We start from the raw sequence: 16,061 nt of genomic DNA, 5'->3' as shown, positions 1-16,061 counted from the left end.
CCGAGACGAGAGAAGGATGAGGCGAATCATGGGCAACCATAGTGACGGCAGTCCGAACCACTCGGGCACCGTAGCTACGGCTGGTCAGAATGAGGTGGAGAAGTTCCAGGATCCTGGACTTCCTCCGCATCGTTTGCGCCTGGCTGACACGGACCCGCGGGCCGCGAAACGAGCAGAACGGCAGGTAGCCTTTCTGTTTGGCCTTTCGGTCGTTGGCACCTTTATCTTCCTGGTGGCGTATTTTGTCATCGATTTGGGGGAAGGCTCCGGCGCCACCATCGCGGACATCCGGCTGCAGAACGCCCTGCTGGGACTGGGTACCGCCTTTGCCATGCTTGGCATCGGCACCGGCATTGTCCATTGGGCCAAGGCCCTTATGCCGGACCACGAAGTATCCGAAGAGCGTCATGCTGTCCGCCTCGAGGAGGACCGCCAGGCCGCCGTGCGCATCGTCGACGACATTGTCGAGGAAACAGGCATCAAGCGCCGGCCGCTGATCCGCAACACCCTCCTTGGTGCTGCTTTCTTCGCCCCTTGGCCTGCAATCGCCATCTTTGGTGACCTCGGCCCCCGTCCTGACAAGGCCTTGGCCCACACCATGTGGGCACCCGAGGACGGCAAGCTCAAGCGCCTCACCCGTGACCCCGATGGAACCCCGATCAAGGCAGCGGATGTCACCATCGGTTCCGCCTTCCACGTCATACCTGAAGGCCTCAACGAACTCCACGAAGGCAAACTGAACGAAAAGGCCAAGGCCGTCGTTCTGTTGATGCGCCTGGATCCTGAGTCCCTGAATCCCTCGCCGGGACGCGAAGACTGGGGTTACAACGGAATCGTTGCCTACTCCAAGATCTGCACCCACGTCGGGTGCCCAGTTGCCCTTTACGAGCAGCAGACGCACCACCTGCTGTGTCCGTGCCACCAGTCAACCTTTGACTTGACGAAGGAATGCAAGGTTATCTTTGGCCCGGCCAGCCGTCCTCTCCCCCAGCTGCCAATTGCAGTTGATGACGAGGGCTACCTCGTCGCTACGAGCGACTTCAATGAACCTGTAGGACCGAGTTACTGGGAGCGTGATGAGCATGAGCGCAGCATCAAGAGCTGAAGCCCCCGCCTACGTCGCTAAAACAAAAACCGGCCGAATCACGGACTTTGTAGATGAGCGCGTTGGCGGCTCGGGCATCCTCCGGGAATTTGGCCGCAAGGTATTTCCGGACCACTGGTCCTTCATGTTCGGCGAAGTCGCCTTGTACTCCTTCGTCATCCTTCTTTTGTCGGGCACCTTCCTCACGTTCTTCTTCGACCCGTCCATGGCGGAGACCCATTACGACGGCTCCTTCACCGGGCTGCAGAACGTCGAAATGTCCGTTGCGTACAGCTCGTCGCTGGACATCTCCTTTGATGTCCGTGGCGGTTTGTTCATGCGCCAGGTACACCACTGGGCGGCCCTGCTATTCGTGGCCTCGATTGCCGTTCACATGCTGCGTGTTTTCTTCACGGGCGCCTTCCGCAAGCCCCGTGAACTCAACTGGGTTGTCGGCGGAGTCCTGCTGATCCTCGCCATGGCCGCCGGCTTCACCGGTTACTCACTCCCCGATGACCTGCTTTCCGGCAACGGCCTGCGCATTATCGACGGCGTTATCAAGTCCATTCCGGTCATCGGAACGTACATCTCGTTCTTCCTCTTCGGCGGGGAGTTCCCAGGCACGGTCATCATCGGCCGGCTCTATATGCTGCACATTCTGTTGGTCCCGGCCCTGATCCTGCTCATGATTGTGCTGCACCTCTTTATGGTGGTTGTCCACAAGCACACGCAGTACCCCGGTCCCGGCCGCAATGACGGCAACGTTGTTGGCTACCCCCTTGGCCCTGTCTATGCAGCAAAGGCCGGCGGGTTCTTCTTCATCGTCTTCGGTGTTATCGCACTGATGGCAGCGTTCTTCACGATCAACCCGATCTGGAACTATGGCCCGTACGACCCCTCCCCTGTGTCTGCAGGCACCCAGCCTGACTGGTACATCGGCTTCGTTGACGGGGCCCTCCGCCTGATGCCTGGCGTCATTGGTGACTTCCACTTCGAGTACGTGATCTTTGGCTACGTCCTGACGCTCAACGTGCTGCTGCCGGCACTGGTTCCTGCCGGTATCCTCTTCACGGTGATGTTCATGTATCCGTGGATCGAACGGTGGATCACCAAGGACAACCGCGAACACCACGTTCTGGACCGTCCGAGGAATGCACCCACGCGTACCGCAATCGGAATGGCCGGCTTCACCTGGTATTGCGTCATGTGGGCGGCTGCTGGTTCTGACCTCATTGCGACACACTTCAATGTGTCCCTGAACGATGTCACCTACTGGCTGCGCGCGCTGTTCTTCATCGGCCCGGTGCTCGCCTTCATCGTCACCAAGCGTGTCGCACTCGCCCTGCAGCGCAAGGACCGTGAGATCGCACTCCACGGCCGCGAGACAGGACGTATCGTACGTCTGCCCCACGGTGAGTTCATCGAGGTCCACGCTCCGCTGGACGAGTACAAGCGTTACAAGCTGGTCGGTTTCGAATCGCCCGCACCGCTTCCGGCTGTTCCGAACGAGCACGGAATCGTCACGAAGAAAGAGAAGCGACGTGCCGCTCTTTCCAAGCTGTTCTTCGAGGACCGCGTTGCTCCGGCCACACCTGCAGAGCTTGAAGCAGCCCATGGCCATCACGGGCAGCACGAAGCTGTAGAGGCGGCAGAGGAACAACGGAGCCTCACCCACTAGTAGCGGTCACAATCGCTACAATTGCTTTGAACCACGTAAGGCCCGGTCCATTGGACCGGGCCTTACGTCTTTGCTTGGAGCTGAGTTTCTTGGAAGGTGCTGCTATTGCTGCCGGTAACCCGACGCATAGTTCCGCGTGGGCCGCACCCCTGGACGCTGCAAGGGCACCCAGAGCTTATAGCGGTCAGCACGGTAATACGAGACGGAATAGTCCACCATCGCCCTGGCAACGAAGGCGTGGCGCTGGATCTTCAGCAGCGGCGAGCCCACTTCAACATTGAGAAGACGCGCAGTTGAAGGAGTGGCTGCCGTCGCCTCAATCATGTCCTCGCCCCATTCCATGACGAGTCCGTAGCGTTCACTCAGGACGTTGTACAGGGACGTGGGTGGCTCACCGTCCAGCAGACCTGGGACACGGTGGGCGGGGATAAAGTTCTCGTCCACGCTCATCGGCTCATTATCGGCCAACAGGAGCCTTCGGAACCGGACCAGGGCCGTCCCTTCCTCCAGCTGCAGTTCACGGGCCAGGAAGGCGCTGGCTGCAATCTGCTCGAAGCTCAGGACTTTGGCTGCGGGAACCATGCCGCGGCGTTGCATCTCTTCGGTGTAGGACGTGAGCTTAACCTGGAGGTCGAGCTTGGGCCTGCGGACGAAAGTACCGAGACCCACCACGCGCTCAATAACCTCCTCCCCCACGAGAGCATCAATTGCCTGCCTGACAGTCATTCTTGCCAGCCCAAACCGCTCCGCCAGATCTCTTTCCGAGGGGAGCGCTGAACCAGGCGGGCACGAAGAACCTATGTAGGCCCTGAGTAGTTCCCGAAGCTGAATGTAGATGGGAGTGCCGCTCTTGCGGTCAATGTCCCCGACGATGCGGGCAGCGTCAGAAGGCATCAGTGGGGCCCTTCCGATAGTTTTTCATGAGACAAGCCTAGGCCACGACAGGCAAAGGTCTAGACCACCCCTTCGTCTCGAATTGCACGCTCTGAAGGCAGCACGGCTACCCTTGGATTGGTTGATCAAACAGTGGCTGTGTGCCGCTGCAGAGAAGGAGTTGCGATGCCAGTGCGTAAGGCGATCGTGGAATCAGAAATAGGGCTCCATGCCCGGCCGGCAGCGCGGTTTGTCCGGGCCGTCACGGAGACGGGGCTTCCGGTGACCATCAGCAAAGCAGGCATATCCCCGGTGGATGCGCGCTCCCTCCTGGAGGTCATGACGGCGGACTTTGAGTGCGGGTGTGAGGTTGAGCTGTCTGTGGACCCGGAAGCCCTCCCCGCAGGATTCCTCCTGACAGACGCCGAGGGCGCGTTGACGGCCCTGGGTGCGCTGTTGGAGGCGATGGAAACGGACCAACGGGTGTCGCGGCTGCCCGCCCTTGCGTCGGACCAAGCGGCCATTTCGTGACTTGATCTCTGCGTGACTGGGCATCATCCCGGAGGCGAAGGTATTAAATGCGGCGGGCCCCACCAAAAGGTGGGGCCCGCCGTCGTACATCTATAACACTTGTGCCTAAAGGCTAGTGTGCGTGGTCGCCTCGGCTGTACTCGAACACCCAGCCAACGAGGGCTACTGTGGCAAGTCCGGCTGCGATGAACACAATCCAGAAGCCAACAGCAAGGCCCAGGAAGCCAGCCGCACAGGCCAGCCCCAGTACGAGCGGCCACCAGCTCCAGGGGCTGAAATGACCCTGTTCCCCGGCGCCTTCATGGATCTCAGCGTCGGCCCGGTCTTCCGGCCGCAAACCGACCCGCTTTCCAGTGAAGCCAAGGTAGGCACCGATCATGCCGGCAAGACCACCCACGAGAAGAATCCCAAGGATGCCCACCCACTCAGACCAGTGAGTGAGGAAACCGTAAATCAGCGAGACCGGGACGAAGAAGAAGACTCCGGCTCCAAATATCCATGATTCGATCTTCACTTTGAGGTGTCCTTCTGGTCGGCGTTACCGAGCGCCGCCGCAGCGGGTGCCGGAGACTCAACGGTGTGGGATTGGGATAGCTCCGGGTGGTGCAGGTCCAGTGCGGGACGCTCCGACCGGATCCGCGGCAGCGATGTGAAGTTGTGCCGCGGCGGCGGGCAGGACGTCGCCCACTCCAGCGATGCTCCGAAGCCCCACGGGTCATCCACTTCGACCTTCTCGGTGCTGCGCCAGGTGATGTAAACGTTCCAGAAGAACGGAATCAGTGACGCACCAAGAACGAATGAGGCAATCGTGGAGAACTGGTTCATCCAGGTGAAACCGTCCTGGGGCATGTAGTCCGCATAGCGGCGCGGCATACCTTCAACACCCAGCCAGTGCTGGATAAGGAACGTGCCGTGGAAGCCCAGGAACAGGAGCCAGAAGTGGATCTTGCCCAGGCGTTCGTTCAGCATTTTGCCGGTCCACTTGGGCCACCAGAAGTAGAAGCCTGCGAACATGGCGAACACAACAGTACCGAAGACGACGTAGTGGAAGTGCGCTACCACGAAGTACGAGTCTGAAACATGGAAGTCCAGGGGCGGCGAGGCTAGGATGATGCCCGTCAGGCCGCCGAAGAGGAACGTTGCCAGGAACCCGATGCTCCAGAGCATGGGTGTCTCGAATGTGATCGACCCGCGCCACATGGTGCCGATCCAGTTGAAGAACTTCACGCCGGTGGGAACTGCAATCAGCATCGTCATGAAGGCGAAGAACGGCAGCAGAACCGAGCCGGTTACGTACATGTGGTGGGCCCACACGGTCACAGAGAGAGCAGCAATGGCGATCGTTGCGTAGACCAGTCCCTTGTAGCCGAAAATCGGCTTGCGGCTGAAGACCGGGAAGATCTCCGAGACAATACCGAAGAACGGCAGGGCGATGATGTACACCTCGGGGTGGCCGAAGAACCAGAACAGGTGCTGCCAAAGCACAGCTCCGCCGTTCTCCGGGTCGAAAATGTGTGCACCGAACTTACGGTCCGCACCCAACGCGAACAGCGCTGCTGCCAGCGGCGGGAACGCCATCAGCACGAGGATGGACGTAACAAGGGCGTTCCAGGTGAAGATCGGCATACGCCACATGGTCATGCCGGGAGCACGCATGCAGATGATGGTGGTGATGAAGTTGACGGCTCCGAGGATGGTGCCGAAACCCGAGAGCGCCAGGCCGAACACCCACAGGTCGCCACCGATGCCGGGGCTGAAAGTGGTGTTGGACAACGGGGCATACGCAAACCAGCCAAAGGACGCGGCGCCCTGCGGTGTGATGAAGCCTGACACCGCAATGGTGGAGCCAAACAGGAAGAACCAGAAGGCCAGGGCATTCAGTCGCGGGAAGGCAACGTCCGGGGCGCCAATCTGCAGGGGCATGATGACGTTGGTGAAGCCGGCGAACAATGGCGTTGCAAACATCAGCAACATCACGGTTCCATGCATGGTGAAGAGCTGGTTGTACTGTTCCTTGGTCTGCAGGATCTGCATACCGGGTTCAAACAGTTCTGCACGGATTAGCAGCGCCATGACGCCACCGAAGCAGAAGAACACGAACGACGCGATCAGATACATGTACCCGATGGTCTTGTGGTCGGTCGAGGTGATCCAATTGACGACGATGCGTCCCTTGGACTTAGGAACTACGGGAGCTTCGAGGATCCCGGCGGGCGATTGAGTGTACGTAGCCACGGTCGCTCCCCTTACTTAATTTCGTTCAGGTTGGGATTGCGGTCGTACTCTTCGCCGAGGAGCCCTGTGTTGCCGTCCTGGCGCAGTTTGTCCATGTGGGCCTGGAATTCGGACTCAGAGACAACCTTCACGCGGAACAGCATTTCGGAGTGGTATTCCCCGCAAAGCTCGGCGCACTTGCCGTCGTAGGTTCCTTCTTTGGTGGGCGTGAACCGGATGTAGTTGGTCCTGCCCGGGATCATGTCGCGCTTCTGGAGGAAGGCCGGCACCCAGAAGGAGTGGATGACGTCGCGGGCGTTGAGTTCCAGGTCAACAGACTTGTTGACCGGCAGGTAGAGGGTAGGAAGCTTCTCCTTGTCCACTTCCTCACCGGTCAGGTGGGCCTGGACGCCTGCTTCGTGAAGGTCTTCATTGATGACCTCGCCAGCCTTGTAGTTGAAGTCCCATGCCCACTGCTTTCCGCGGACATCAACCACGACGTCGGCCGGCTGGGACCTGTCATCGATCGCCTGCTGGTCGCGGTCGGTGAAGTAGAAGAACACAAGCACCATGAACAACGGAATGGTGAGATAGAAGACTTCCAGTGGAAGGTTGAAGCTCGTCTGCCGGGGAAATCCAACCGTGCCCTTTCGGCGACGGTAAGCGACGATGCACCAGATCATCAGACCCCACGTGATGGCGCCGACGATCAATGCGGCTATCCATGAGTTGACCCAGAGGTCCATGATTCGGTCAGTGTGATTGGTGGTGCCACGCTCGGTGGGCAACCACCCCTTCTGTACCTCTGGTGAACATCCAGTCAAAGCCAACGCGCCGGCTAATGCCAAGCCTGTGATCGAAGAGATCTTTTTGCGTCGGCTGCCGGTTCGGTTCTGCGAACTCACAGACGGCCCTTCCTACTTGTTGCTGTCGCCCGGGCTGTCTAAGCCCCCGGGCACACGAAAAGTTTTACTACTCGGTGTAGAGCTTACCGCTCCCCGGGGGTTTTCGCCCACATGACTGCACCGTGCGTCGGCGCCGGTTAAAACCGGTCACCGGGGCACGGTGAAGTGGATTGTATTTCCGGTCAGTGGAACGAATCGCCGCAGGCGCAGGAGCCTCCGGCATTGGGGTTGTCGATGGTGAAACCCTGCTTTGCGATGGTGTCCTCGAAGTCGATGCTGGCACCGCTGAGGTAGGGGACGCTCATCTTGTCAACCACTACCTCGACACCGTCGTAATCGCGTACGGCATCGCCGTCCAGGATCCGCTCGTCAAAGTACAGCTGGTAAATAAGCCCTGAGCAGCCGCCGGGCTGGACGGCAACGCGCAGTCGAAGGTCGGTGCGGCCTTCCTGCTCCAACAGGCTGCGGACCTTGCCGGCGGCGACATCGGTCAGCTTGACCTCGTGGCTGGCCAGCTCCTCGCCGGTGATCTCCGTGGATTCGATGCTGTTTTCATTGGTCGTAGTACTCATTGGCCTACCTTCTTGCAACATGGTGGCGACCAGGCTGTCGCCTTGTCCGCCCCGGGGAAACGGTATGGGCTATAGCTAATGCTACGTCGCGCAGTGCTCTAGCTCTAACTTCAGACGTAACCGTTCTTAGGACCTGAATGTTCCCGGAGGCTGATTCGCGGGCCCTGGTCACTCCCTTTAAGCCAGGCCTTCGTGATTGAGCGTTGCCAGCAGGAGGGCCTCTGCGACCACCGCATTGCGGAAATCACCAAGATGAAGGGACTCATTGGCGCTGTGGGCCCGGGAATCCGGATCCTCGACACCCGTCACCAGGATCTGGACGTCCGGGTAAAGCTCGGTGAGATCTGCGATGAACGGAATAGAGCCGCCGATTCCCATCTCAACAGCAGGGACACCCCATGCCTCACCCAAGGCCCACATTGCCTTGCGGGCTGCTGCGGAGCCGGTGTCCGTGAGGAAGGAGCTCCCCTGTTCCCCGGGCGTGAACACCACGCGCGCGCCGAAAGGAGGCTTGGTCTCGACATGTTTCCGGACGGCCTCCATGGCCTGATCGGGATCCTGGCCGGGAGCCAGGCGAAGGCTGAACTTTGCTTTCGCCCTCGGCAGGAGGGTGTTGGAGGCCACGTCCACTCCTGGTGCGTCAAAACCGATGATGGAGAGCGAAGGCTTGGTCCACAACCGGGACGCGATACTTCCCGTACCTGCGAGCCTCACGCCGTCGAGCACTGAAGCGTCGGCGCGGTACTCCGCCTCCGTGAGGTCCACGTCCACCTCGTCCCGGCCCAGCAAACCCTCAATGGCGACATTTCCGTCCTCATCATGAAAGGTGGCGATGATGCGGGACAGCAGAGTTGGTGCGTCGAGGACCGGGCCACCGAACATACCTGAGTGGACGGCATGTTCGAGGACCTGGACTTCCACTGTGCCGTCCACCAGCCCCCGCAGGCTTGTCGTCAGGGCAGGGATTCCGACCTTCCAGTTGCTGGAATCGGCAACCACTATGACGTCGGCATGGAGCAGCTCACGATGCTCTTCGAGGAAGGCCCTGAAAGTGGGGGAACCGGCTTCCTCCTCACCTTCAAAGAAGAACGTGACTCCCAGTCCGAGCTCATCCGCCACAACGTCTGAGACGGCGGAATAGGCCGCTAGGTGCGCCATGATTCCTGCTTTGTCATCGGCGGCACCGCGTCCAAAGAGACGGCCATCGCGCTCGACGGCGGTGAAGGGCTCTGATTTCCACAGGCCCGCATCCCCGGGGGGCTGGACGTCGTGATGCGCATAAAGGAGGATTGTTGGCTTGCCGGGGGCGGCTTTCCGGCGCGCGACGACGGCCGGTCCGCCAGGCGTTCCATCCTCCTTGTCGCAGCGGAGGATCTGGACGTCGCTGAGGCCCGCATGGCTCACGAGTTCCGCAACATGCTTGGCGCTGCGATCCAGTTCTGCCGGATCGAAGCTCGGCCAGGCAATCCCCGGGATACTCACGAGGTTCTTGAGTTTCTCAACAGTTGCCTCAAAAGCATCGTCCACTGCACGTTTGAGATCTTCAATCCGGGCTTCGTCCAGGGGCTTACTCGAGGTCTGTGAGGGCTGGGCGGGAGTTGATGTCATGGCCACACACTACCTCTGTACTAGACGACAACAAACCGACCATCACCCGCTTCTGGTGTGTGGAAATTCAGGCCCTGACAGCGACCCGCGGGGCAGCAGTGACCGCTCGGATGCAGAACATCAGTGGCACCGCCCTCAGGGTATTCTGTAGTGGTGTTTGGACGTAGAAAAGAAGCGCCATTGGCGCAAGACGTAGTTGATCAGCAGGCTGCCGAGGCTGAGGCCCGGCAGAACGCAGCCGTTGGCAAGGGCACGCCGACGCCCAAGCGCAAGGCACAGGAAGCCGCACGCAAGCGGCCCTTAGTGCCTGAAGACCGTAAAGCCTCAAAGGCCGCCGAGCGTGCTGCCGTCCAGGAACAACGACTGAAAATGCGCCGCGCCCTGGATACCGGCGATGAGAAGTTCCTGCCGCTGCGCGACAAGGGCCCGCAGAAGCGTTACGCGCGGGACTACGTGGACGCACGCTTCAGCCTGGGCGAGTACCTGATGTTCGGAGCTCTTGTATTCGTCATCGTGTCATTGCTCATCCCTGCAAGCAGCGAACTGATGGTCTACGTCCTCGTAGGGTTCTGGGTCATGTTCCTTGCAGTTTTCGTCGACGTCTTCATCCTGTCCAGGAAGCTGCGGAAGCGCCTCACTGAAAAGTTCGGTGAACCGGAGCGCGGAACCGTCTGGTACGGGTCCATGCGCTCCCTGCAGTTCCGAAAGCTGCGCCTCCCGAAGCCGCTGGTCAGCCGGGGCGAGTACCCCTCCTGACTCCCGTCCTCTCGGTTTGATGGTTGGAACAGGGAAAGCGAAGCCCCGGCGGAAAATCCGCCGGGGCTTCCTTTATCTCCTCGAGGCTGTCGCTACCAGCGGGCAATACGCGCTTTCCCGGATCTGTTCACAATTTAGCGAGCTGCCTGTTGATATGGGCTGCCCAGAACGGTCCTTCGTAAAGAAAGGCCGTGTAGCCCTGGACCAACGTTGCCCCGGCGTCCAGCCGCTCCCGGACGTCCTGGGCTGTCTCTACTCCCCCGACGGCGATGAGCGTGAGCTTCCCTTCAGTCGCTCTGCTTAGCCGCCGCAATACATCCAAAGACCGGCTCTTAAGGGGGGCTCCTGAGAGACCGCCGGCGCCGCAGGCAGCTACCTCCTCCGGAGCGGTGGCAAGACCCTCACGGCCAATGGTGGTGTTGGTGGCGATGATGCCATCCAGTTTCAGGTCAAGGGCGAGGCGGGCGACGTCGTCAATATCCTCGTCGCTAAGGTCAGGGGCAATCTTCACCAGCAGCGGGACGTGGCGCCCTGCCGCCTGGTCTGCCGTCTCGCCCACTGCTTTCAGCAGCGGTCGGAGAGTCTCCACATTCTGAAGCAGACGAAGGCCGGGAGTATTCGGGGAGCTGACGTTCACCACCAGGTAATCAGCTGCCGGCGCCAGATTCCGGGCACTGATGAGGTAATCCTCCGTGGCCTCTTCCAGCTCCACCAGCTTGCTCTTGCCGATATTGACGCCGATGAGGGGCCGCACTCCGGGATGCCTCCTCTGCAGGGCTGCACGCGCGGAGCGCAGGCGGGGAGCCACCGCTGAGGCGCCGTCATTGTTGAAGCCCATCCGGTTTATGACCGCGCGGTCCTCGATCAGGCGGAACAGGCGGGGTTTTTCGTTACCCGGCTGCGCCTGTCCCGTGATGGTTCCAACCTCCACATGCCCAAACCCGAGCTCGCTCAGCGCCTCGATGCCAAGCCCTTCCTTGTCAAAGCCTGCAGCGAGGCCGAAGGGCGACGGGAACGTCAGGCCGAATGCCTTTGTTTCCAATGAGGGAGCGGGCGCCGTGAATTTGTACAGTGCCTTGCCGGCACCGGAAGCATGGACAAGCCTGATGGCACGGAAGCCGATTTTGTGGGCGCGTTCGGCGTCCATCCAAGAAAAGGCCAGCCGGAAGAAAGTTGGGTATACGCGCATGCGTCTAGTTTTCCGCTTCGAGGGGTCCAGACCAAACTGGACGGGCTTCTCCACTCCCTGACTTCCCGCTCGATGCCTAGGCTGGTGCCATGGAGTGGAGACCAGACATCCTCGGCGCGGACTTCCAGGCATACAGCTTCCAGGCACGGGGTGACGACGGGACAGAGCGGACTGCCACCCTTATCCGTTATTCCCCTGCCGGTGTTGAAGCGGAATTACCCCTTCAACGGCGGGCTATCCTCTTCCTGCATGGCTGGAGCGACTACTTCTTTAACGTTGAACTTGCTGCCTTCTGGTACGGCAAGGGATTTGAATTCTTCGCCCTTGACATGCACAACCACGGCCGAAGCCTGCAGGAGGGGGTTCCAGGAGGATATGTCGCTGACCTTGCCGATTACGACGCCGAAATCGCCCAGGCCATCAGCATTATCAACGCGCTCGGACCGCGGGATTCCCCTCCGCCGTCGTTGACCCTGATGGGGCATTCAGCCGGCGGGCTGGTGGCCGCCCTGTGGGTGAGCCGACATCCGGGAGCGGCAAGCCAACTGGTCCTCAACAGCCCCTGGCTGGAGATGCACGGCAGCACCCTCGTCAGGCGCGTCGCCTGGACCATGGTGGAACCAATCGCCCGTTTCAAGCCCGAAGCCGTTCTCCGCCTCCCCGAACGTGGTTTCTACTGGCGCAGTATCAGCAACACCGCTGAGGGCGAATGGGCCCTCGATGACAAGTACAGGCCACCCATGGCATTCCCTGTCAGGGCAGGCTGGCTGAGTGCAGTTCTGGCCGCACATGCGAAGGTGGCCCGCGGCCTTGGTATCGAAATACCCATACTGGTCCTGCTCTCCGGGGCAAGCGCCAACGGCCTCTTCTGGACCGAGGAGATGCGCAGGACGGACGCCGTGCTCGATGTCAGCGCGATCGCCATCCGTGCCTTGGCACTGGGAAGGTCTGTCACCCTTGAACGCATCGAGGGTGGCCTCCATGACGTGTTCCTCTCCCCGCCCAAGGTTCGCGAGGATGCCTATGCGCGTCTTTCCCGTTGGATCCGCGGATACGTCCAGGATCAAGATCAATAGGCAACCGTCAGGAGGAGGCATGGTTCGGTGGTTGCCTCAAGTTGGGGCCTACGTTGCGGCGGCGTCCACTGCGCCACCGTAGCGGCGGTCCCGCTGGGCGTAAATTTCCACGGCGTCCCACAGGGTCCGGCGGTCAACGTCAGGCCAGAGCGTATCCATGAAGACAAACTCCGCATAGGCCGACTGCCAGAGCATGAAATTCGACAGCCGCTGCTCCCCCGAGCTTCGCAGGAAGAGGTCGACGTCAGGCAGGTCAGGCTCGTCCAGGTACTTCTGAATGGTCTTCTCGCTGATGGCTGAGGGCTTGAGGTAACCGGCCGCCACATCCTGGGCAATAGCGGCGACCGCGTCTGCGATTTCCGCCCGCCCGCCGTAATTAACACACATGTTCAACGTACAGGTGCTGTTGCCGCGGGTGTACTCCTCGGCTTCCTCAAGTTCGCGGATCACTGAACCCCAGAGCTTCGGGCGGCGGCCGGACCAGCGCACCCGCACGCCCCAGTCATCCAGCTGGTTTCGCTGGCGACGCAGCACATCCTTGTTAAAACCCATCAGGAACCGGATCTCCTCGGGCGATCGCCGCCAGTTTTCCGTCGAGAACGCGTAGACGCTCACGTGCTCTATACCCAGCTGGATGGCTCCGGCCATCACGTCAAGCAAGGCGGGTTCGCCGGCCTTGTGCCCTTCGATTCTTGGCAGGCCCCGCTGGTTGGCCCAACGGCCGTTGCCGTCCATGACAATGGCCACGTGGCGCGGGATGAACTCGGCAGGAATGGCCGGTGGGAGCGCTCCGGAAGGATGGGGGTAGGGGCTGATCACTGGAGCGGTTCGTTGGCGGACCGTTTTTCTTTTATTTCCCAAGACCAAGTTACGTTCGCTCCACATGTTTGAGGGATTTCAGTACACGTTCAAGATGCCATTGCAGGTAGCTTGCCACCAAACCCGCCGACTCCCTGCGGTGGACGCTCAGGGACGCATCCGCCGTCGTCCAGTCACCTGTCAGCAAAGCACCAAGCAGCAACACTGTTTCGGCCGCCGGCGCCGGGGAACCCGGCGGGCGGCAGTTTCCGCAGACCATTCCGCCCAAAGGAGCGGAGAAAGCTGTGTGCGGACCTGCGGCGCCGCAGCGGGAACATTGGGTAAAGCTTGGTGCCCATCCTCCGGTGGCCAGGGCCCGGAGCAGGTAGGAGTCCAGGATCAGTTCGGGAGAATGGTCACCGCGGCTCAAGGAGGCCAGCGCACCTACCAGCAGGTTGTACTGCGCGGTACCCGCTTCGCCGTCAACGTCCGTCAGCTTTTCCGCAGTTTCGGTCATGGCGGCCGCCACGGTGTAACGGCCGTAATCTGCGGCAATGTTGCCGCCGTAGGCACCCTTAGCGACTGCCTGGGTGACGATATCGAGCGAACGTCCGGAGATAAGCTGTAGATCGGCGACCATGAACGGTTCCAGCCGCGCGCCAAAGCGGCTGCTGGTGCGCCGTACGCCTTTGGCCACTGCACGTACCTGCCCGTGATGCTTTGTGAGCAGCGTGATGATGCGGTCAGCTTCACCGAGCTTATGGGTACGCAGCACTACCGCGTCATCCCGATAGGAGCGCGCCGCAAATGATTGGTTGACCACAGTTAATCTTCGCACCGTCCTGGCCCAAACAGGCCGGGAGTCAGGGTGTGCCGCGGCATAACTGCTGCAGCACACCCCGGGACTCTCAGGCTTGGGCTGGGATTCTCAGGCTTGCGCGTCTCGGATGGCCCGGTTTACGGCAGAGATGACAGCCTTCAGTGAAGACATGCTGGTGTTCGAGTCGATGCCAATTCCCCAGAGGACCCGCTCCCCCACTGCAGCCTCCACATAGGCGGCTGCCATCGCGTTTCCGCCTTCAGACAAGGCGTGTTCGCTGTAGTCCAGAACACGCACATCCACACCGTCTCCGCTCAGGATGTTCAGGAGGGCTGCGATGGGGCCGTTGCCGGTTCCGGTGCGGCGGACCTGGACACCGTCGATGTTCAGGGTGGCGTGCAGTGTCATGTCACCGGACTCGTCGACTTCAGTGCTGAAGGAGCCGAGGGAATAGCGTCCCCACTGGTTGCCGGATTCGGTGGAGGGGAGGTACTCGTCCTGGAAGAGCTTCCAGAGCTGCGCGCCGCTCACTTCGCCGCCCACGGTGTCCGTCTGGCGCTGAATGACTCCGGAGAATTCAATCTGGGCACGGCGGGGAAGATCCAGGCTGTGCTCGTTCTTCAGCAGGTACGCCACGCCGCCCTTGCCGGACTGGGAGTTCACGCGAATGACGGCTTCGTAGCTGCGGCCCAGGTCCTTGGGATCCACGGGCAGGTACGGGACCTGCCAGGTGAAGTCGCTGACGTCCTTGCCGGCTGCCGCGGCTTCTTTCTCCAACGCCTCGAATCCCTTTTTGATGGCGTCCTGGTGGGAGCCTGAGAACGCAGTGAAGACCAGGTCGCCGCCGTACGGGGAACGCTCAGCCACGGGAAGCTGGTTGCAGTACTCCACTGTTCGGCGGATTTCGTCAATATCGGAGAAATCAATCATGGGGTCGATGCCCTGTACGAACATGTTCAGGCCCAGCGTCACGAGGTCCACGTTGCCGGTCCGCTCGCCGTTGCCGAACAGGCATCCTTCGATGCGGTCCGCGCCGGCCAGATAGCCCAGTTCGGCAGCGGCAACACCGGTGCCGCGGTCGTTGTGGGGGTGCAGGGAGAGGATGATTCCCTCACGGGGGTGCAGGTGCCGGCTCATCCACTCAATCGAGTCCGCGTAAACGTTGGGCGTAGCCATCTCCACGGTCGCGGGCAGGTTGATGATGACCTGGCGGTCGGCCGAAGCTTCAAAGACGTCAGCGACCGCATTACACACCCGCACTGCGTATTCCAGCTCGGTGCCGGTGAAGGATTCGGGGGAATATTCGTAGGTCACGGCGGTATCAACGAGGGTTTCCTCGTACTTTTTGCACAGACGGGCGCCTTGAAGGGCGATGTCCAGAATCCCGTCCTCGTCCTGGTTGAAGACAACGCGCCGTTGCAGGACCGACGTTGAGTTGTACAGGTGGACGATGGCCTGCTTGGCGCCGACCAGGGACTCGTAGGTCCGCTCGATCAGGTGTTCACGGGCCTGGGTGAGCACCTGGATGGTGACGTCGTCCGGGATGTGGTTGCCTTCGATGAGCTGGCGGACAAAGTCGAAGTCAGTCTGGGAAGCGGAAGGAAACCCTACTTCGATCTCCTTGTAGCCCATGCGGACCAGCAGATCAAACATCTTCATTTTCCGGGCCGGGCTCATGGGATCGATCAGTGCCTGGTTGCCATCACGGAGGTCAACGGCGCACCAGCGCGGCGCATTGGTGATTCTCTTGTCCGGCCAGGTCCGGTCCGGCAGATCGACGGTGATCTGCTCATGGAACGGCAGGTAGCGGTGGACGGGCATTCCGGAGGGCTTTTGTGCGTTTCGCATCGGTATCGTGGCCTTTTCTGGTTCTTGATGAAAGGGTGGCCGGGCAACACAAACTCCGCAGCGAGGGTGGCCTTGAGCTAAATTGCGTCTGAGGCCTCGCCACGGCAGC

General features: G+C 60.8%; 15 protein-coding genes. 5 read left to right on the top strand and 10 right to left on the bottom strand.

Going from position 1 to position 16,061, the window contains the following annotated elements; all coding sequences use genetic code 11:
* Positions 1 to 28 precede the first annotated feature (28 nt).
* The gene (qcrA, locus tag M1D88_RS07475) at positions 29 to 1,105 is read left to right on the top strand and encodes a cytochrome bc1 complex Rieske iron-sulfur subunit (RefSeq protein ID WP_458113905.1); all 1,077 of its coding nucleotides are present in this window, start codon (positions 29 to 31) and stop codon (positions 1,103 to 1,105) included.
* Positions 1,083 to 2,762: a cytochrome bc1 complex cytochrome b subunit gene (gene qcrB, locus M1D88_RS07470; RefSeq protein ID WP_458113904.1), complete on the top strand. Its 1,680-nt coding sequence runs from the start codon at positions 1,083 to 1,085 to the stop codon at positions 2,760 to 2,762. The genes qcrA and qcrB overlap by 23 nt, the downstream gene beginning before the upstream one ends.
* 102 nt (positions 2,763 to 2,864) lie before the next feature.
* Here the strand turns inward: qcrB and M1D88_RS07465 are convergent, their stop codons facing one another.
* Complete coding sequence (locus M1D88_RS07465; protein WP_458113903.1) at positions 2,865 to 3,656, bottom strand: GntR family transcriptional regulator; 792 nt, start codon at positions 3,654 to 3,656, stop codon at positions 2,865 to 2,867.
* A 165-nt stretch (positions 3,657 to 3,821) separates the two neighbouring features.
* On the opposite strand from M1D88_RS07465, the gene M1D88_RS07460 reads away from it, so the two are divergent.
* Positions 3,822 to 4,166 carry an HPr family phosphocarrier protein gene (locus M1D88_RS07460; RefSeq protein ID WP_458113902.1) on the top strand — a complete coding sequence of 115 codons (345 nt, stop codon included), beginning with the start codon at positions 3,822 to 3,824 and terminating at the stop codon, positions 4,164 to 4,166.
* A gap of 112 nt (positions 4,167 to 4,278) precedes the next feature.
* On the opposite strand, the gene M1D88_RS07455 is transcribed toward M1D88_RS07460, so the two are convergent.
* From M1D88_RS07455 to M1D88_RS07435, 5 genes are all read right to left on the bottom strand, one after another.
* On the bottom strand, positions 4,279 to 4,680 hold the full coding sequence (locus M1D88_RS07455) for a cytochrome c oxidase subunit 4 (protein WP_458113901.1): 402 nt from the start codon (positions 4,678 to 4,680) through the stop codon (positions 4,279 to 4,281).
* Positions 4,677 to 6,401 carry an aa3-type cytochrome oxidase subunit I gene (ctaD, locus tag M1D88_RS07450; RefSeq protein WP_458113900.1) on the bottom strand — a complete coding sequence of 575 codons (1,725 nt, stop codon included), beginning with the start codon at positions 6,399 to 6,401 and terminating at the stop codon, positions 4,677 to 4,679. Before ctaD ends, M1D88_RS07455 begins: the two co-directional genes overlap by 4 nt.
* Positions 6,402 to 6,412: 11 nt before the next feature.
* Positions 6,413 to 7,285 (bottom strand): aa3-type cytochrome oxidase subunit II, encoded by an 873-nt coding sequence (ctaC, locus tag M1D88_RS07445; RefSeq protein ID WP_458113899.1) that lies wholly within the window; start codon positions 7,283 to 7,285, stop codon positions 6,413 to 6,415.
* 182 nt (positions 7,286 to 7,467) lie between these two features.
* The gene (locus tag M1D88_RS07440; RefSeq protein ID WP_247040460.1) at positions 7,468 to 7,857 is read right to left on the bottom strand and encodes a HesB/IscA family protein; all 390 of its coding nucleotides are present in this window, start codon (positions 7,855 to 7,857) and stop codon (positions 7,468 to 7,470) included.
* Between the two features lie 177 nt (positions 7,858 to 8,034).
* Entirely contained in the window at positions 8,035 to 9,465 is a 1,431-nt protein-coding gene (locus M1D88_RS07435) for a M20/M25/M40 family metallo-hydrolase (RefSeq protein WP_458113898.1), read from the bottom strand.
* Positions 9,466 to 9,618: 153 nt separating this feature from the next.
* Here M1D88_RS07435 and M1D88_RS07430 point away from each other — a divergent pair, with 153 nt between their 5' ends.
* Positions 9,619 to 10,221 carry a DUF3043 domain-containing protein gene (locus tag M1D88_RS07430; RefSeq protein WP_458114467.1) on the top strand — a complete coding sequence of 201 codons (603 nt, stop codon included), beginning with the start codon at positions 9,619 to 9,621 and terminating at the stop codon, positions 10,219 to 10,221.
* Between the two features lie 127 nt (positions 10,222 to 10,348).
* On the opposite strand, the gene M1D88_RS07425 is transcribed toward M1D88_RS07430, so the two are convergent.
* Complete coding sequence (locus M1D88_RS07425; RefSeq protein WP_458113897.1) at positions 10,349 to 11,410, bottom strand: quinone-dependent dihydroorotate dehydrogenase; 1,062 nt, start codon at positions 11,408 to 11,410, stop codon at positions 10,349 to 10,351.
* An 89-nt stretch (positions 11,411 to 11,499) separates the two neighbouring features.
* Between M1D88_RS07425 and M1D88_RS07420 the strand changes: the two genes are divergently transcribed.
* On the top strand, positions 11,500 to 12,486 hold the full coding sequence (locus M1D88_RS07420; protein ID WP_458113896.1) for an alpha/beta hydrolase: 987 nt from the start codon (positions 11,500 to 11,502) through the stop codon (positions 12,484 to 12,486).
* Positions 12,487 to 12,534: 48 nt separating this feature from the next.
* On the opposite strand, the gene M1D88_RS07415 is transcribed toward M1D88_RS07420, so the two are convergent.
* The 3 genes from M1D88_RS07415 to leuA all read right to left on the bottom strand — a co-directional run bounded on the left by M1D88_RS07415 (position 12,535) and on the right by leuA (position 15,952).
* Complete coding sequence (locus M1D88_RS07415) at positions 12,535 to 13,371, bottom strand: isoprenyl transferase (protein ID WP_458113895.1); 837 nt, start codon at positions 13,369 to 13,371, stop codon at positions 12,535 to 12,537.
* On the bottom strand, positions 13,355 to 14,107 hold the full coding sequence (recO, locus tag M1D88_RS07410) for a DNA repair protein RecO (protein ID WP_458113894.1): 753 nt from the start codon (positions 14,105 to 14,107) through the stop codon (positions 13,355 to 13,357). The genes M1D88_RS07415 and recO overlap by 17 nt, the downstream gene beginning before the upstream one ends.
* Before the next feature lie 105 nt (positions 14,108 to 14,212).
* Complete coding sequence (gene leuA, locus M1D88_RS07405; RefSeq protein ID WP_458113893.1) at positions 14,213 to 15,952, bottom strand: 2-isopropylmalate synthase; 1,740 nt, start codon at positions 15,950 to 15,952, stop codon at positions 14,213 to 14,215.
* Between the last annotated feature and the right edge of the window lie 109 nt (positions 15,953 to 16,061).

The sequence above is a fragment of the Arthrobacter sp. R1-13 genome, assembly GCF_054161475.1.
Note: the sequence above shows the minus strand (reverse complement) of the source record. Positions and strands in the feature narration are given on the sequence as shown.

Coding starts and splice junctions, on each gene's coding strand:
- M1D88_RS07465 (WP_458113903.1), bottom strand. CDS start 3,656: ATGCCTTCTGACGCTGCCCGCATCGTCGGGGACATTGACCGCAAGAGC.
- M1D88_RS07460 (WP_458113902.1), top strand. CDS start 3,822: ATGCCAGTGCGTAAGGCGATCGTGGAATCAGAAATAGGGCTCCATGCC.
- qcrB (WP_458113904.1), top strand. CDS start 1,083: ATGAGCGCAGCATCAAGAGCTGAAGCCCCCGCCTACGTCGCTAAAACA.
- M1D88_RS07440 (WP_247040460.1), bottom strand. CDS start 7,857: ATGAGTACTACGACCAATGAAAACAGCATCGAATCCACGGAGATCACC.
- leuA (WP_458113893.1), bottom strand. CDS start 15,952: ATGCGAAACGCACAAAAGCCCTCCGGAATGCCCGTCCACCGCTACCTG.
- M1D88_RS07435 (WP_458113898.1), bottom strand. CDS start 9,465: ATGACATCAACTCCCGCCCAGCCCTCACAGACCTCGAGTAAGCCCCTG.
- M1D88_RS07425 (WP_458113897.1), bottom strand. CDS start 11,410: ATGCGCGTATACCCAACTTTCTTCCGGCTGGCCTTTTCTTGGATGGAC.
- M1D88_RS07420 (WP_458113896.1), top strand. CDS start 11,500: ATGGAGTGGAGACCAGACATCCTCGGCGCGGACTTCCAGGCATACAGC.
- M1D88_RS07415 (WP_458113895.1), bottom strand. CDS start 13,371: ATGTGGAGCGAACGTAACTTGGTCTTGGGAAATAAAAGAAAAACGGTC.
- qcrA (WP_458113905.1), top strand. CDS start 29: ATGGGCAACCATAGTGACGGCAGTCCGAACCACTCGGGCACCGTAGCT.